The sequence below is a fragment of the Shewanella glacialipiscicola genome, assembly GCF_023283485.1.
In the GTDB taxonomy this organism is placed as follows: domain Bacteria; phylum Pseudomonadota; class Gammaproteobacteria; order Enterobacterales; family Shewanellaceae; genus Shewanella; species Shewanella glacialipiscicola.
Genome location: NZ_JAKILU010000006.1, coordinates 150,291 through 166,771 on the forward strand (window position 1 = coordinate 150,291; position 16,481 = coordinate 166,771).

At 45.3% G+C, this 16,481-nt stretch carries 13 protein-coding genes; 11 read left to right on the top strand and 2 right to left on the bottom strand.

Annotated features, from left to right (window positions below; genetic code table 11):
• Positions 1-50: 50 nt before the first annotated feature.
• On the bottom strand, positions 51-1,340 hold the full coding sequence (locus L2717_RS07435; RefSeq protein WP_220774542.1) for an NAD(P)/FAD-dependent oxidoreductase: 1,290 nt from the start codon (positions 1,338-1,340) through the stop codon (positions 51-53).
• Positions 1,341-1,731: 391 nt separating this feature from the next.
• On the opposite strand from L2717_RS07435, the gene L2717_RS07440 reads away from it, so the two are divergent.
• Together L2717_RS07440 and L2717_RS07445 are read left to right on the top strand one after the other, a co-directional pair.
• A complete protein-coding gene (locus L2717_RS07440) occupies positions 1,732-2,385 on the top strand; it encodes a DUF938 domain-containing protein (RefSeq protein ID WP_220774541.1) in 654 nt (217 codons plus the stop codon).
• Positions 2,386-3,043: 658 nt separating this feature from the next.
• Complete coding sequence (locus tag L2717_RS07445; protein ID WP_076500281.1) at positions 3,044-3,334, top strand: cytochrome c3 family protein; 291 nt, start codon at positions 3,044-3,046, stop codon at positions 3,332-3,334.
• 158 nt (positions 3,335-3,492) lie between these two features.
• Here L2717_RS07445 and yoaA read toward each other — a convergent pair whose 3' ends face one another.
• Entirely contained in the window at positions 3,493-5,502 is a 2,010-nt protein-coding gene (yoaA, locus tag L2717_RS07450) for a DNA repair helicase YoaA (RefSeq protein ID WP_220774662.1), read from the bottom strand.
• A gap of 1,198 nt (positions 5,503-6,700) precedes the next feature.
• Between yoaA and L2717_RS07455 the strand changes: the two genes are divergently transcribed.
• The 9 genes from L2717_RS07455 (at position 6,701) to hisIE (ending at position 16,288) form a co-directional block, all read left to right on the top strand.
• Positions 6,701-7,399, top strand: a complete 699-nt coding sequence (locus L2717_RS07455; protein ID WP_220774661.1) for a hypothetical protein — start codon at positions 6,701-6,703, stop codon at positions 7,397-7,399.
• Positions 7,400-8,655: 1,256 nt separating this feature from the next.
• Positions 8,656-9,555 (top strand): ATP phosphoribosyltransferase, encoded by a 900-nt coding sequence (gene hisG, locus L2717_RS07460; protein WP_076502215.1) that lies wholly within the window; start codon positions 8,656-8,658, stop codon positions 9,553-9,555.
• 3 nt (positions 9,556-9,558) lie between these two features.
• Entirely contained in the window at positions 9,559-10,860 is a 1,302-nt protein-coding gene (gene hisD / locus L2717_RS07465) for a histidinol dehydrogenase (RefSeq protein ID WP_220774660.1), read from the top strand.
• A 28-nt stretch (positions 10,861-10,888) separates the two neighbouring features.
• On the top strand, positions 10,889-12,046 hold the full coding sequence (gene hisC, locus L2717_RS07470; RefSeq protein ID WP_248938017.1) for a histidinol-phosphate transaminase: 1,158 nt from the start codon (positions 10,889-10,891) through the stop codon (positions 12,044-12,046).
• A 55-nt stretch (positions 12,047-12,101) separates the two neighbouring features.
• Positions 12,102-13,193, top strand: a complete 1,092-nt coding sequence (gene hisB / locus L2717_RS07475) for a bifunctional histidinol-phosphatase/imidazoleglycerol-phosphate dehydratase HisB (protein ID WP_248938018.1) — start codon at positions 12,102-12,104, stop codon at positions 13,191-13,193.
• Positions 13,194-13,227: 34 nt separating this feature from the next.
• The gene (hisH, locus tag L2717_RS07480; protein ID WP_220775142.1) at positions 13,228-14,028 is read left to right on the top strand and encodes an imidazole glycerol phosphate synthase subunit HisH; all 801 of its coding nucleotides are present in this window, start codon (positions 13,228-13,230) and stop codon (positions 14,026-14,028) included.
• A gap of 73 nt (positions 14,029-14,101) precedes the next feature.
• The gene (gene hisA, locus L2717_RS07485; protein WP_220773449.1) at positions 14,102-14,839 is read left to right on the top strand and encodes a 1-(5-phosphoribosyl)-5-[(5-phosphoribosylamino)methylideneamino]imidazole-4-carboxamide isomerase; all 738 of its coding nucleotides are present in this window, start codon (positions 14,102-14,104) and stop codon (positions 14,837-14,839) included.
• Complete coding sequence (hisF, locus tag L2717_RS07490; protein ID WP_220773448.1) at positions 14,821-15,594, top strand: imidazole glycerol phosphate synthase subunit HisF; 774 nt, start codon at positions 14,821-14,823, stop codon at positions 15,592-15,594. Before hisA ends, hisF begins: the two co-directional genes overlap by 19 nt.
• A 40-nt stretch (positions 15,595-15,634) precedes the next feature.
• Positions 15,635-16,288: a bifunctional phosphoribosyl-AMP cyclohydrolase/phosphoribosyl-ATP diphosphatase HisIE gene (hisIE, locus tag L2717_RS07495; protein WP_220773447.1), complete on the top strand. Its 654-nt coding sequence runs from the start codon at positions 15,635-15,637 to the stop codon at positions 16,286-16,288.
• Positions 16,289-16,481 lie beyond the last annotated feature (193 nt).

The window sequence follows — 16,481 nt, forward strand, 5'->3', positions numbered from 1 at the left end:
CTCCAGCGACGATGGTCAAGGTTAACCATCGCGGCTAAAAACGGCGCACACTAGCGCCAGTTTTCACGTAAAGTGCAATACAACATACCTAACGCCAAAGCTTGATTACCAAACCATTCATTTAACGGTATGCGGATATGACGCATGGCGGCAAACAGATCAAATTCACGTAATTGTCCGTCGATCGCATTGGCCATGATCTCGGCCATAATGTGCGATGTCGCCAGTCCATGCCCTGAATATCCTTGGCAATAAAACACATTAGGCGACACTTTACCCAGCTGTGGGATACGGTTAATCACAATTCCCGCCATTCCCGCCCACGCAAATTCAATATCAACCCCCTTTAATTGCGGAAAGGTACGCTCAATCGCGGGCCTTAACTCTACCGCCACGTTTTTAGGATCGCGGCCGCTGTAATTAGTGCCGCCGCCAAACATCAGCCGTTTATCTGCGGTAAGGCGATAATAGTCCAATACAAAGCGGCAATCGTACACGGCTAAGTCCTGCGGATTGATTTGCAAAGCGATATCATCGGGCAAAATGGCTGTGGCACAATTCCCCAAAGAAGCAGGAAATAACATGCCGCGAAGTTGAGGCCGCGCGAGTTTGTGATAGGCATTGCCAGCAATCAGTACGCTATTAGCGTGCACTTTTCCCTTTGCGGTGATAACTGTAGCTACATCGCCTTCTTCAATATCGAGTACGGGCGAGTTTTCAAAAATTAACGCCCCAAGACCCGCGGCAGCGCGAGCTTCACCAAGGCATAAATTGACTGAGTGCACATGCATATTACGCCGATTGACTAAGCCGCCGTGATACAAAGGCGAGCCTAAATAGCCTGACATTTCATCGGCTGAGACCAGCGTCATAAACTCGCTCATGCCGCGGCGCTGCGCCTCATCGTGCATAGCCTTAAGCTCGTGCATGTGCTGTATCTGGTAAGCGGTTTGGATATGACCAAACTTTAAATCACAATCGATACCGTACTTGGCCACCCGATTTTTAATAATGTCATGACCGCGCCAACGTAAATTCCACACATAATCTTCAGCTTCATTGCCAATATGGCGGCGCAGTTGTTTTGTCATCGCCGCATCGCCGGACAAACTGCCCGTCACCTGCCCGCCGTTGCGTCCGGTTGCCCCCCACGCAACTTTGTTAGCTTCAATTAGTGCCACCTTGTAGCCCTTCTCGGATAATTCCAACGCCGTTGCTACACCGGTAAACCCGCCACCGACAATAGCCACATCGACGCGAATGTCACTTTCTAGCTCAGGATAATCAGACTCTTGGTTAATGGTGGCATTGTAGTAGGAGGCGCAACGCTCTGCTGGCATAGTCATTCCTTGATGTTGAAAGTTAACTGTTGGAAGTTGATGGCTGAAAGTGAGTGTTGAGCTTTAGTTTTGGACACGCGTTTTAACACGGCATTATGCCGACAGTTGTTTTATATTTTTTACAATTGTTCAGAATTTGTGAGTATATCTGAGTTGAGATCGAGGTCAACATTGGATTGTGCTCACCGCATGCGGACATCACAAAGGGAGTTGGGCTAGCTCCTGCTTGAAGAACCTGAAATGGAGGAGCTTGAGATGGAAGCTTCTGAAATCGCGGCAGCGAAGATTAAGGCGTGGCTCATTTTATCTTTTATGCCTTATGCTTTTTGCTGGTTTAAGATAGGCTTATACGGCGTTACCCTCTTTTAATCTCAGCAACCTAGAGTCCATTATGCCACTAATGCCAATTGCCCAGCCACTTGCCCAACTGCCGTTTTCACAAGCGTGCGAAAACAACAAAGCGCCGATTTTAGCGGTATTAACACAGGCATTCTCACTCAACCAGCATGTACTCGAAATCGGCAGTGGCACGGGCCAACATGCGGTGTATTTTGCCGCCAATCTGCCCCATTTAATCTGGCAAACCAGCGATCAAGCAGAATATATTGAGGTCATTAGCGCAAGGTGCACGCAAGAAGGCAAGCTATCCGATGTAGCGGCAAATCTAGCTTTACCCATTATCCTTGATGTTACCGCGCCATGGCCGGTGGGCGGCTTAACACCCGAGATTGACGCCGTTTTCAGCGCCAATACTTTGCATATTATGAGCAAAAACATGGTAGAAGCGTTTTTTAGCGGCCTTGGACTATATCTACCTCAACTTAACACCCTGTGCATCTACGGCCCGTTTAACTATCAAGGTGAGTTTAGCAGTGACAGCAATCGTCAATTTGATGGTTTTTTAAAACAGCGCGACCCCGCCAGCGGTATTCGCGATATAGAATGGATTTGTCAGCTCGCTAGTGAGCAAAAATTAACACTTCAGCATGATATCGCGATGCCAGCAAATAATCGTTTATTGCAGTTTGTACGCGACTCACTTTAGTCATTAAGCTTAATGTTTTATTTAGGGTAAAAAAACTCAGCACTTTATGTTTACTCCCAGTAAATAATCTCGGCAGAACCCATCTGGTATCGGTCATTTTTTGCCCTAGCGAACGCCCTTACTTCAGAGCTATAGGTTAAGGGAGTGACCTTACCGCTAAAAACGTAAAAGCGACGACAAAACTCATAGAATTACCATCTTGAATAAACAATAAAGTCATTTTTCATCATTTATATGACCAAGTCAGTATTTGCATAAATAGAATTATAGAAAAAAGATTAACTCATTAAGATAATAAACCCTGCGATATAACCTTAATCATAGTTTTTAACTAAAAAAATATTAACTCAGTCACTTTTGATAATGATCAATATTTTACCACTTTAAAAACTTATTATACCAACGTAAGGCGGCCTAACCCTAAACGACCTTAAAAGTAAAATCTATATTTTTATATTTCACCATAAAAGCCATAAATCGCATAGTAATGATAATGAGCGATATATTAAAACTGTGCAATAAAGGCTTTATAAAATACATCTTTAACCTTAAATAGAAATGTACATCAATAACATACTCACATAATGCAATAAGTGATATGCCGATATGCCGGTTTGAGAATGATGATTTAACCTAAAAATAAAAGAAGGAAAATGATATGTTTAAAAAGATGATGCTAGTCGCTGCACTGTGCTTGTCGACGAATATAATGGCGGCATCACTTGCCGATAGCCATTCTGAAAGGGCTGATTGTGAATCTTGCCACAAGGATAAGGCGCCTTCTGCAGATTTAGCGTTTGAAAATCAGCAATGTATTTCATGCCATGGTGAAATGAAAACCCTCACAGGGGAAGCTCATGCTAAGCATGATGGCGTAGTAGAATGTACGACTTGCCATATCGCCCACGAAGAAAAAGCGCCTGCGGATTCCTGTAAAGACTGCCATTAATTGACTATCATTATAAAAATTTATGTTGAAGAACGTCATTAGGCTAAATGCTGTTTAGCCTAATTTCAACGGGACTTGCCACCTACTGATTGTAAGTGGCAAGTTTCATCTACGCTTTAATGTTATTGATATATAACCAGTAAATATCTCATTAACCCTCAAAATATCCCTCTCAAGAAAGTCAGCGCTTTATCTAAGTCACGGGTGCGCGCCATCGGCGGCAAGGAATTTAAAAAGGCTTGGCCGTAATAGCGATTCACAATGCGATTATCGCAAAGGATCAGCACACCGCGATCTTTCTCATCACGAATAAGCCGCCCAACCCCTTGTTTAAGCGAAATAATGGCCTGCGGCAAGGACACCTCAGTAAAAGGATCGAGTCCCTGACGACTCACATTATCGGCTCTGGCACGATACAAAGGCTCATCGGGCGATACAAAAGGCAGCTTATCAATAATCACGCAGCTCAGTAGCTTGCCGCGCATATCTACCCCTTCCCAAAAGCTACTGGTGCCGAGCAACACCGCATTGCCGAGTTGGCGAAACTTAGTCAGCAGGCTTTGTTTTCCCGCTTGACCTTGTACTAGCAGTGGATACTGAGTGCGCGTTCGCAGTGCCAGCGCCGTTTGTTCGAGCATTTTATGGCTGGTAAATAAAATAAAAGTACGACCCTGCGCCGCATCAATCGCTTGCACGCACACATCCACCAACTGTTTTAATGCTTGCTGTTGATTGGTCACACTACCCAGTTGCCGCGGCACACAAAATACCGCTTGGCGGGGATAATCGAAGGGACTGTCGAGAATGCTTTGCTTTGAATCGACAATGCCCATCTCCCTCGCAAAATGGGCAAGACTACGGTTAACCTGCAAAGTTGCCGAGGTAAATATCCAGCAGGTATCGGGCATAAATAGCTGCTGGCACTCACGGGCAATATTAATAGGGGAAATTCGCAGCACTAAAAAGCGGCTACCAAATTCTATACTGTAGGCCGCCTGATTATTATCGCAGTTAAAAAACACACTGAGCTTATTGTTCAGCTCCGCTAATTTAATGGCAACATCGTCTAATAATTCACTGCGTCCAATATGGGCCATTAATAATTTTTGTAGCGCGGTTAATTCCGCTAATAAATCCCATGATGCACTTGCGAGCGCTTTATTACCCAACACTAAACGCCAATCAGATTCACCATTGGCATATAACTGATTATGCCAATCACTTAATTTAACAAGACAGCGCTGGCAAAATTGATCAAGTTGTCCGGTATCACTTAGTTCAGTTTGATAAATCACCAGTAACTTTTGAATAAAATCATCGATAGTGCGACTCGAACATTGCTGGCCAAAATAGTTAACACAAATATCGGGTAATAAATGCGCTTCATCGAAAATGACCACATCAGCATCGGGTAATAACTCAGCAAAGCCAGTATCTTTCAAAACGCTATCAGCAAAAAATAAATGATGGTTAACCACAATGATTTTGGCATCCATAGCCCGGCTGCGCGCCTTACGGGTAAAGCAGACATCATAAAAATCGCAGCGCTTACCAATACAAGTTTCCTTGGTGCTGACCACTAGCGGCAGCGCCGATGAGTTTTCAGGCACTGAGGTCAAGCCACCAATATCACCATCTTTACAGGTGCTCGCCCATTGATTAATTTTTAGTAAATCATCCAACAAGCGCGCCTCGATATGCGTCGCCTCGCTCATTTGCTTATCGAGCCGCCACTGGCACAGATAATTATTACGCCCCTTTAACAGCGCCAATTTGGGCTCAATTCCTAACATGGTGACCAGCGCGGGTAAATCTTTAAAAAACAACTGCTCTTGCAGATTTTTACTGCCCGTACTGACAATAACTTGCTTACCACTCAATATCGCGGGGATCAAATACGCAAAGGTTTTACCTACGCCTGTCCCCGCTTCTATCACCACATTGCCTTTTACTGCTATCGCCTCACTCACCTCCTGCGCCATCTGCATTTGGCTTGCTCTGGCACTAAACCCTTGAATATACTTAGACAAAACTCCATCTGGCAAAAATGCACGTTGCACTTCGCCCGCAAGTCGACTCACCGCGCCAGCGCCTTTTGAGGCAACAGGTTTAGCGGCTTTCTCTTTGGAGACAGCAGGCTTTGATGTCGGTTGGCGGGAGCGAGTCAAAGGGAAAATAAATCCTTTATCAAGGTGTTAGGAACGTCAGTGAAAACAGTACAGCAAGTCCACATAATAAATTACTGAGCGAGTGCATAGTGATACTTTATAAGCACAAACAATGGTTAGTAACGCAAACCACTGCCGTAAACTGTAGTGTTAAGCTTAACGGCTCGAAGCATTATGCTGATTTAAGATAAGACTACAAGTTAGCAAGGATAATTTCACGAGTTCTTTCCCTCGCGCCATACGAGCGTCGGCACTAAGCCCGTTTGTGGGTATGTTAGTTTTGACACAAAGCGCCCAAAGCGAGATAACATTGTCGTCAGTTGTGCTGCATTAATTGTCATTATTTCCCCAGTGACACGCCGCTCTTTCATTTTAAAAAAGTATCCCTATAGGCTCGATGGCGACATCTGCAGCACACGGAAGTGTAAATGCCGCGTTCACATCATCAATGATGTTCCCGACATCATAGTGACATTTCCCATATCCCTATGGGTCAGATGTGAAAAAGCGGCCATTGCGCCAACGGTCACTGTCGCAACAATGCCAATCTTAACCAAGTCCTTAATTCACAAATCCGCCCTAAACAGCTTTTGCCTCAAAGAGTGCCTCAGCTCGAAGAATAGAACTTTGTTGCCTGATAATTTGAGATACTAAAAGTAATGGATATCAAAAGGTAAAACCTGCCATAAGTGATTTTATAGATTGTTACAGTAAATCAGACTTGCCTAGCCTGACTCACAGTCTAGGCCTTACGTTTCAGGGTTATTTTTGCAGCGATTTGGCTGGCTTTTATGCAAGACAAAGCCCGTGCAGTGTAGTTATTCTACATAAACGGGCGATAACTCAGCAGAAATGCCTGCCAAACGCTGCCCGAAGGGTTCGTCTGGTAAGCTCTTGCTCTGTGTCACTCGTCATTTGAGTAGAATAACTACACGTCACTCCTCGTTTCGTGATCACGAGCTTGCCAGAGTGAAAAAAAATTTAATCTCGAAACGTCAATACGCCCTAGCATTTATTATTTAAAGCAGTGGCTAAATTCAGTTGGCCACTGCAATATGAACTATAGAATGGCAAATTGGCAGATAGAAAATTTGGGCGTCTTAGCAGGTACAATAACACCAGCGGTAGCAGGTCAATATTATGCGCTTGGGATTGGTAATTATCACTATTACTTAACCAATTTTGAGAGGAAACGCTAATGCTATACATTCGCGTAGGGCTGATATTAGCAATAAGTTTATTGCAGGGTTGTGCCTATTACGTTTATAGCCCCCATACTTCCTATGGTTTAACGAAAGTTGATACCGAAGAGTATTTAGGGCCGATTAATACGGGCTATTATTCCCCAATTACCAGTCCAGTACTTACCTTTGATAACGGCGTACAAGTCAAGTTTAGCATATCAGAGATGTATAATTCGCCTCGAAAACCACAAGACTTAGAGCATTTTGATAATGCAAGAATCGAGGTATTTATTACCTCGTTAAAAAAAGGAATTGAGCTAGATACACAGCATATTATACTAGAGCAGTATCGCATTAGTAAAAAGACATCTGTTAATTTTTTGGAGAAAAAACATTATCCAAGTTTAGCGAAAAATCAACATGGCTTATTGGTATGTACATATTCGGAATTAACACAAAAAGCTTTTTACGATTTTTATCAAGAGAAAAGTATTGAGGTGCCTTACATGACTGATTTCAATTTAGATTTAATAAAGGGTAGTGGGTTGATTTCTAATCCCAATATACTCTGCGGTGAATTAGTCGCAATGGATACGAACTTTGCTGACGAAAAAGGATATTTCACTATCACACTGCCCTTTGTTGAGACAGGAAGTACCAAGGAATATACAGTGTATTTTTATCCCGTAGGGACACGTTTTTTGGCGAAGTAGGCTAATCCTCAACCATCTTCGCATTGTAGGATAGCTCTCTTGTAGTGGCAATTTTAATTTGTCCACTTGATAAGAAATATTATGTTCTCATTTATTGCACACTTCACCACCAAATAGTGCCAGTGAATCACTCTAGCCCAGACTGATACACGCCCAAGCACGTGTCATTTACGCATCATTGCGACTAGTTATGCCGAACCATTAATGAGAGTAGATTAGTTTGCAGACAATAAAATAGTTAATCCGAATCTAGCTAATAAAAGTTAATTATCTAACAAGGTTGTGTCCAAAAGTTTGCTCAGTGTTTTTCAGCCTTAAACAAATCAGCTTTTCTAAGACACCTACAACTAATTTTAAAAATATTGACCACATAACTAATTGAAATAATAAATACAGTAATTGTTAATGTTAGCTCTAGTCATTTACAGCTACAGACAACACTAATGCTCGAAAGGTGAGCCATGGTGATTAGCGAGACGACCGTCGCCTCATGGACGTTTTTTGACATTCATTCAATCGCAGTATTTGTGAACCCCTTCACATCAGACGGGGCGGACTTGAACAACATCCCTGTTTAACTGCCAGTTCGCCGTTCATAAGCTCAGAAACCCTAGGTTTCTATTCACCGAGTCGACGAGCTAATACCATGGCAAGCTTGTGTGAGTTGGATATCAATAAAGACCTAATAACTCACAACTCAAGTTTCTATCCACTTGCAACATCCCCCAACAAGCATGCTCGACTTCTTTGCCCAGCGATAATCATCTGCCTTTTCACAGAAACGCATAAATATTCTCATTTAATTCAAATTGGCTGTTGCAAAGGCTGATAAAAGCGGTTAGTTTAAATCCACTTAAACGGATAGACGTCCGTAAATACAGAATTAAACATCTAGCCAATACAGAGACAATGATATGAGCCGATTACTGAACGCTATCCACCATCACCACCATATGCGGTAGCCTTCGGACGCTCACTGCCGGAGGACTATATCCTTCTGGCGGACTGATTCAAGATGATCATAAACCCCTGGAAGGAATTCCGGGGGTTTTTTGCATTTAGGCGTTAATTTGGGTTTTAATTTTGATTTTATTTTAAATAGGTAATTTTAGATATTTAATAAATTATCAATACGTTAGCTAGAACACTTGGCTAGATTTATTAGCGAGAGCCATTGAATGGCAAGGCGTATTAAACCGATTAAACAGCACACTTTTGAATCTTCTAATTTTGATACTTTTGAGCGAGATAACACTATGACTGAATCAACCCGTTTACGTATTGCCATCCAGAAATCTGGTCGTCTTTCAACCGAATCGCAACAACTACTAAAAAGCTGCGGTGTTAAATTTACCATTAATGAACAAAGACTTATCGCTCACTCTGACAATATGCCTATCGATTTACTGCGCGTTCGTGATGACGATATCCCAGGATTGGTGATGGACGGTGTGGTTGACATGGGGATTATTGGTGAGAACGTACTCGAAGAAGAACAAATCGAGCGTCAAACACTGAATAAACCGGCAGATTGCCTCAAACTGCGTCAATTAGATTTTGGTTCATGTCGCCTGTCACTCGCCGTACCAAAAGAGTTCAGCTACAAAGACCCGTCATCTTTAGAGGGATTGCGCATCGCTACCTCATACCCCAACTTGCTGCGCCGTTTTATGCAAGAAAAAAGCATAACTTATCGCGACTGTTTATTAAAAGGCTCGGTTGAAGTCGCGCCGCGTGCTGGTCTTGCCGATGGTATTTGTGATTTAGTCTCTAGTGGCGCCACCTTAGAAGCCAATGGTTTATACGAAACCGAAGTTATTTACCGCTCTATGGCCTGCATCATTCAATCAACTCAAACCCAAACGCCAGCCAAACAAGCATTAATCGATAAAATTTTATCCCGCGTGAATGGCGTTATTCGTGCCCGTGAAAGTAAGTACATTTTATTGCACGCGCCAACCGAAACCTTAGCTCAAATCGTCGCCCTACTGCCCGGCGCCGAAAACCCTACCGTATTGCCATTAAACGATGACACTAACCGCGTTGCTATTCACGCCGTCAGTACCGAAGATTTGTTCTGGGACACGATGGAACAGCTAACTGCACTCGGTGCCAGTTCGATTCTGGTGATGCCAATCGAAAAAATGATGGGGTAATGTATGGATATCCTAACTTGGTCAACATTATCAATCGCCGAACAGAAAGATGCCCTCAAACGTTCACCCTTAATTGGTGATAGTGGCTTAGAGCAAAGCGTTCGCGCCATTCTCGATGCAGTAGCAAGCCGCGGTGATGCCGCCATTGCAGAGTTTAATCAAAAGTTTGATGGCTTTAATAGCGCAAAAGTGGGCGAACTGCGCATGGGCGAAAGCGAAATCGCCGCAGCTTGTGTACGGGTGTCACCGGAGCTAAAAGCGGCCATCGCCAAAGCGATGGCGAATATTGATGCGTTTCACAGCGCCCAGCAATTTAGCCCGATTGATATGGAAACCGAGGCGGGAGTGCGCTGCGAGCTACGTAGCGAACCGATAGAAAAAGTGGGCTTATACATTCCAGGTGGCAGTGCGCCGTTAATCTCTACCGTGATGATGCTCGCCCTGCCCGCCAAAATTGCCGGTTGCGAGCAAAGGGTGTTAGTCAGCCCACCGCCCATCAACGATGCCATTATTTATGCCGCCAATGCCTGTGGCATTGCAGAAATCTATCAAGTCGGCGGCGCGCAGGCAATTGCAGCGCTGGCCTTTGGCACAGAAACCATTCCTGCAGTCGATAAAATTTTTGGCCCAGGTAATCGTTATGTAACAGAGGCTAAACGTCTGGTATCTCAAGATGGTCGCTGCACTGTGTCTATCGACATGCCCGCAGGGCCTTCTGAGGTGTTAGTGATTGCCGATAGTGACGCAAATTGTGAGTTTATTGCCGCCGATTTACTCTCGCAAGCGGAGCACGGCCCTGATTCACAAGTGATTTTAGTGACAGACTCGCAAGCTATCGCCGCAGGCGTAAATGAGGCGCTGACAAGGCAGCTGGCCGCCCTGCCGCGTTGTGATATCGCCGCTAGCGCCCTGCTCAGCAGTCGCACTTTTATCGTCGATAATATGCTGCAAGCTGCGCAGGTATCTAACCAATATGGGCCTGAGCACTTGATCATTCAAACGCGCTTTCCACGCGAGGTGCTAAAAAAAATTCGCGCTGCGGGTTCAGTCTTTTTAGGCGCTTATACGCCGGAATCTGTCGGCGATTATGCCAGTGGTACCAACCACGTGTTGCCGACCTACGGTTATAGCCGCGCAGTATCGAGTCTATCTCTAGCCGATTTCAGCCGCCGCTTTACTGTGCAAGAGCTCAGTGCCAAGGGTTTAATCGGGCTTGGGCAAGCGGTCATGACGTTAGCCAGTAACGAATTGCTCAATGCGCATAAAAATGCCGTCGCCATTCGTTTAGCTAGCCTAGAAAAATGATCCGCTTAATAAGATGTGAGTGAATAAAATGAGCCAAGTAAGCAGCATGGAAAAGACAGCAGAACCCACAGCATTAGCATCACCGTTAACCTTAGCCGAGCGCTTAGCGCGCCCTGAGTTACTGGACTTAACGCCCTACCAAAGTGCCCGTAGATTAGGCGGTCAAGGGGATATTTGGATCAACGCCAACGAATCGCCGTTTAATAATGTTGATACGGCAACACTTGATTTGTCCAAACTGAATCGTTACCCAGAATGCCAGCCGCCCGAGCTTATCAAGGCCTACAGCGAATACAGTGGCGTAAGCGCGCAAAAAATTGTCGCGAGTCGCGGAGCCGATGAAGCCATTGAGCTGTTAATTCGCGCTTTTTGTATTCCGGGCGTTGATAGCATTGCCTGTTTTGGCCCGACCTATGGCATGTATACCATCAGCGCCAGCACCTTTAACGTGGGTGTTAAAGCGCTAAATCTCAGCGTTGAGTATGGCTTACCGACAAGTTATGTTGATGAGGTGCGCGGCGCAAAACTGGTGTTTATCTGCAATCCTAATAACCCGACCGGCACTGTGATTGAAAAAGCCATTATTGAGCAAGCAATCAAAGCCCTGCCAGACGCGCTGGTAGTGATTGACGAAGCCTACATTGAGTTTTGCCCCGAATACAGCGTGGCGAATTTGCTAGCAAGTTATCCCAATCTAGTGGTACTGCGCACCCTGTCAAAAGCCTTTGCACTCGCCGGCGCACGCTGTGGTTTTATGTTGGCAAACGAGGCTGTGATCGAAATCATTATGCGCGTGATTGCCCCTTACCCAGTGCCGCTGCCCGTGAGTGAGGTCGCCACGCAGGCGCTATCAAGCACTGGCGTTGCACGGATGAAAGAACAAGTTACCGAATTAAATAAGCAAGGCGCCAGACTCACAGCGGCGATCAGCGCCTATTGTGACCAATTCTGTGGTGAAAAGCTCGGCGGCGCCGATTCCCGCGCCCGCGTACTTAAGCCTAATGGCAATTATGTGCTGGCTGAATTTGATGATGTCGCCAAGGTCGCGGCTTTGCTGCAGGGCAGCGGCGTTGTCGCCCGTGCCTACAAAGACCCAAGGCTTGCCAAGGCTATTCGCTTTAGCTTTAGTTCAAAGGCAGAAACTGATTTTATAGTGAATTTATTTGAATCTCAACTTACTGATTAAAAATAAATAATAAAATTTTATTTAAACAAATTGAATCAAATTTAAAGGTAGCAGAATGAACCCTATATTTATCCCAAACGTTACACAAAAAATCTTATTTATCGATCGTGATGGCACCTTAATTGAAGAGCCTGTCACCGATAAACAGATCGATAGCCTGACTAAATTAGTGTTTGAGCCACAGGTGATACCCGCGCTGCTGCGTCTACAAAATGCGGGGTTTCGCTTCGTCATGGTCAGTAATCAAGATGGCCTTGGAACGTCGTCTTTCCCACAGGAAGATTTCGACGCGCCGCATAATATGATGATGCAAATTCTCAAAAGCCAAGGCGTTAACTTTGAAGATGTGGTGATTTGCCCACACTTTAATGATGAAAATTGCAGCTGCCGCAAGCCAAAACTTGGGTTGGTCAAAGAATATTTAACTCAAGGTTGTATCGATTTCACCCAATCGGCAGTGATTGGCGATCGTGAAACCGATGTCGAACTGGGCAATGCCATGGGCATTAAAAGCCTGAAATATCAACGCGACACTTTAGGCTGGAACGCCATCGCCGATGCACTGCTGAATAAAGGCCGCACCGCGACGGTAGTACGCACGACGAAGGAAACCGATATTCGCGTGACAGTAGATCTGGACAGTACAGTTAAAGGTAAAATCGATACTGGCATTGGCTTTTTCGACCACATGCTCGATCAAATATCTACCCACGGTAATTTTAGAATGGATGTGAAAGTCGATGGCGACTTAGAAATCGACGATCACCACAGCGTCGAAGATACCGCGCTGGCCATAGGTGATGCCCTGCGCCAAGCGCTAGGTGATAAACGCGGCATTGCCCGATTCGGCTTTAGTCTGCCGATGGACGAAGCCAAGGGCGAATGTTTACTGGATATTTCTGGCCGTCCTTTTATCAAGTTCTCAGCCGATTTTGAGCGTGAGCACGTCGGTGAAATGGCCACAGAGATGGTGCCGCACTTCTTTCGCTCCTTTGCCGATGGCCTGCGCTGTACACTGCATGTGTCGACGCAGGGCGATAACGATCACCACAAGGTTGAAGCTCTGTTTAAAGTGCTCGGCCGCGCACTGCGCCAAGCGGTTAAAGTCGAGGGTGATATTCTGCCATCGAGTAAAGGCGTGCTTTAAGGCTGCGTCAGCATAAATCGTTTAAGAGGTTAGGATGCAACAAGACTCGCAACAATCTAAACTAGCTCAACTAAGCGCTAATGAGCTACAAGATACTGATCTTACAAATAACAGTGCCGATACAGTGATAAGCGACGTCGCTGAAACCGTTATCATAGATACGGGCTGCGCCAATTTAAACTCAGTACGTTTCGCCTTTGAGCGTTTAGGCGCGAAGGTGTTGGTCACCGATGACAAAACTAAAATAAAAGCGGCAAAACGTGTGGTATTGCCGGGCGTTGGCACCGCGGGCGCTGCTATGGCGTCCTTGCATGAAAAAGGCTTAGTGGAATTGATTCAAGGCTTAACTCAACCCGTACTGGGCGTGTGCCTTGGTATGCAAATGCTGGCGGCGATTTCTAAGGAACGTGGCGGAAAAGGTCAAGATTGTCAGTGCTTAGGCATAATCCCTACCGATATTTGCGAGCTGGATACGCAGTTACTTAAAGCTGAAAGCTTACCTTTGCCGCACATGGGCTGGAATCAACTTAACGTCTCCAACAGCCCTAACGTTCACCCGCTGTTTGCGGGTATTGAAGATGGCAGCTATGTGTATTTCGTCCACAGTTACCGCGCGCCGTTGAGCGAATTTACCTTAGCCGAATGTACCTATGGTGAAGCCTTTAGCGCCGCCATCGGCAAAGACAATTTTATGGGCGTACAATTCCACCCCGAGAAAAGTGCCGCCGTGGGCGCGCAAATTCTGCGTAACTTTTTACAGATGGACGAAGTGCTGCTGAACGCATCGAAAAAGGATGCTGTGAGCGACTCTACTGACATAAAAAAGAGTAACTGATGAATAAAATACTTAATAAAAAAGTCAGCACTAATGGCGATTTCATACCAAAACTTGTCAGAGAGGTACACTTATGATCATCCCTGCGATTGATTTAATTGATGGCAATGTCGTGCGCCTCTATCAGGGTGATTACGCCCAGCAGACCACCTTTAATTTAAGCCCTTTGGCACAGCTGCAATCCTACGAGGCCCAAGGTGCTAAATGGCTTCATATAGTTGATTTAACGGGCGCGAAAGATCCTGCTAAACGTCAAATTCGTCTTATCAGTGAACTCGTTACGGGACTTAACGCCAACATTCAAGTCGGCGGCGGTATTCGCACGCAGCAACAAGTCACTGAATTATTAGCTATCGGCGTAAAACGCGTGGTGATTGGCTCTCTCGCGGTAAAAGAGCCTGAATTAGTTAAAGAATGGTTTATTAAATACGGTAGCGAAGCAATTTGCCTGGCACTCGATGTCAATATCAACCAAAGCGGCGAGAAAATTGTCGCGGTATCCGGCTGGCAAAGTGGTGGCGGTAAAAGTTTAGAATCCCTCGTAGATACCTTTAGCGCTGTCGGCTTAAAGCATGCGTTGGTGACTGATATTAGCCGTGATGGCACGCTAACGGGCGCAAATACCGCGCTTTATCAAGAAATTGCCGCTAGCTATCCCGATATCGCTTGGCAAGCCTCTGGTGGTATTGCCACTCTTGAGGATGTTGCCGCCGTGCGTGATAGCGGCGCCGCGGGCATCATCATTGGCAAAGCCTTGCTTATCAATCAGTTTAATGTGGCGGAGGCAATCCAATGCTGGCCAAACGACTAGTCCCTTGTTTAGATGTAAAAGACGGTAAAGTTGTAAAAGGCGTGCAGTTTCGTAACCACGAAATTGTTGGCGATATCGTGCCTTTAGCTGCGCGATATGCCGAAGAAGGCGCCGATGAACTGGTGTTTTATGACATTACCGCCAGCGCCCATGATCGCGTAGTCGATAAATCTTGGGTGAGCCGCGTGGCTGAGCAAATTGATATTCCCTTCTGCGTAGCAGGTGGCATTAAAACCATTAGCCAAGCCCGTGAATTATTGGCCTTTGGGGCGGATAAGATTTCAATCAACTCGCCAGCCTTAACCGATCCGAGTTTGATCTCACGCCTGCAAGATGAGTTCGGCCGCCAGTGTATTGTGATTGGTATCGACTCCTTTTTCGATGCCACCAGCAACAGCTATAAGGTAAAGCAATTTACCGGTGATGAAGCGGCGACTAAGGATACCCAATGGTTTACCCAAGACTGGGTTGAAGAAGTACAACAACGAGGTTGCGGTGAAATCGTGCTCAATGTGATGAACCAAGACGGCGTGCGCGGCGGCTATGATATCAAGCAGTTAAGTCTTGTTCGTGCTATCTGCGATGTGCCTTTGATTGCCTCTGGCGGTGCTGGCACTATGGCGCATTTTCGTGATGTGTTTATTGAGGCCAAGGTCGATGCGGCGCTGGCTGCGAGCGTATTCCACAAGGCAATTATCAACATTGGTGAGTTAAAGGCCTACTTAGCAGCCGAAGGGATCGCGATTAGACGCTAGAGCGATTCTAAGTTCTACAAATAGATTAAGAGTGAATATTATGTCAACGCAAACAAACACTAAGTCGGATTTTAGCCCTGTTCAAGTTAATGAGCTGGATTGGGACAAACAGGATGGACTAATTCCTGCCGTTATCCAAAATCACTTATCGGGCAAGGTATTAATGCTCGGCTATATGGATAAAGCGGCACTGAAAAAAACCTTAGAGACAGGTGATGTGACCTTTTTCAGCCGCTCAAAACAGCGCTTATGGACCAAGGGCGAAACCTCAGGTAACACGTTAAAGTTGGTCGCTATTGATAAAGATTGCGATAACGACAGCCTTTTGGTGCAAGTGATCCCCAACGGCCCAACTTGCCACAAAGGCACAGAAAGTTGCTGGTTAGATGACAATGCGCACCCCTTTTTGAATAATCTGGCGAGCTTAATTACCTCACGCAAAGGGCAAAGCGCCGATTCTAGCTACACGGCTTCTTTATTTAAAAGTGGCACTAAGCGTATTGCCCAAAAAGTCGGCGAAGAAGGCCTTGAAACCGCCCTTGCCGCCGCAACCCATGATAAAGAAGAGTTGGTGAATGAAGCCTCTGATCTTATCTATCACTTGCTAGTATTACTCGAAGATCAAAACTTAAGCCTTAGTGATATCACGGCCAACTTACTAGCAAGACATGAAAAGGCGCTACAACGTAAATGACTGATGCTAAAGCTAATTGATATTAATCTAGGATACTCAGTAAGATTGAGCTAAATTAATACCGCAACAAATGAACAGGTTAACTCATCAGTATCAGGTTTACTCGTTTAACTGATAACCCATGCCGCAGATTTCACTCAAGTCTGCGGCACTTTACTTTTTGCCAACCCTTCACCTGCGTTATCGCAACAAA

Excerpts from the sequence above, each read along its gene's own strand:
- hisH (WP_220775142.1), top strand. The coding sequence starts at position 13,228 with ATGCAACAAGACTCGCAACAATCTAAACTAGCTCAACTAAGCGCTAAT.
- hisD (WP_220774660.1), top strand. The coding sequence starts at position 9,559 with ATGGATATCCTAACTTGGTCAACATTATCAATCGCCGAACAGAAAGAT.
- L2717_RS07440 (WP_220774541.1), top strand. The coding sequence starts at position 1,732 with ATGCCACTAATGCCAATTGCCCAGCCACTTGCCCAACTGCCGTTTTCA.
- L2717_RS07445 (WP_076500281.1), top strand. The coding sequence starts at position 3,044 with ATGTTTAAAAAGATGATGCTAGTCGCTGCACTGTGCTTGTCGACGAAT.
- hisA (WP_220773449.1), top strand. The coding sequence starts at position 14,102 with ATGATCATCCCTGCGATTGATTTAATTGATGGCAATGTCGTGCGCCTC.
- hisB (WP_248938018.1), top strand. The coding sequence starts at position 12,102 with ATGAACCCTATATTTATCCCAAACGTTACACAAAAAATCTTATTTATC.
- hisG (WP_076502215.1), top strand. The coding sequence starts at position 8,656 with ATGACTGAATCAACCCGTTTACGTATTGCCATCCAGAAATCTGGTCGT.
- L2717_RS07455 (WP_220774661.1), top strand. The coding sequence starts at position 6,701 with ATGCTATACATTCGCGTAGGGCTGATATTAGCAATAAGTTTATTGCAG.
- hisIE (WP_220773447.1), top strand. The coding sequence starts at position 15,635 with ATGTCAACGCAAACAAACACTAAGTCGGATTTTAGCCCTGTTCAAGTT.
- hisF (WP_220773448.1), top strand. The coding sequence starts at position 14,821 with ATGCTGGCCAAACGACTAGTCCCTTGTTTAGATGTAAAAGACGGTAAA.
- L2717_RS07435 (WP_220774542.1), bottom strand. The coding sequence starts at position 1,340 with ATGCCAGCAGAGCGTTGCGCCTCCTACTACAATGCCACCATTAACCAA.
- hisC (WP_248938017.1), top strand. The coding sequence starts at position 10,889 with ATGAGCCAAGTAAGCAGCATGGAAAAGACAGCAGAACCCACAGCATTA.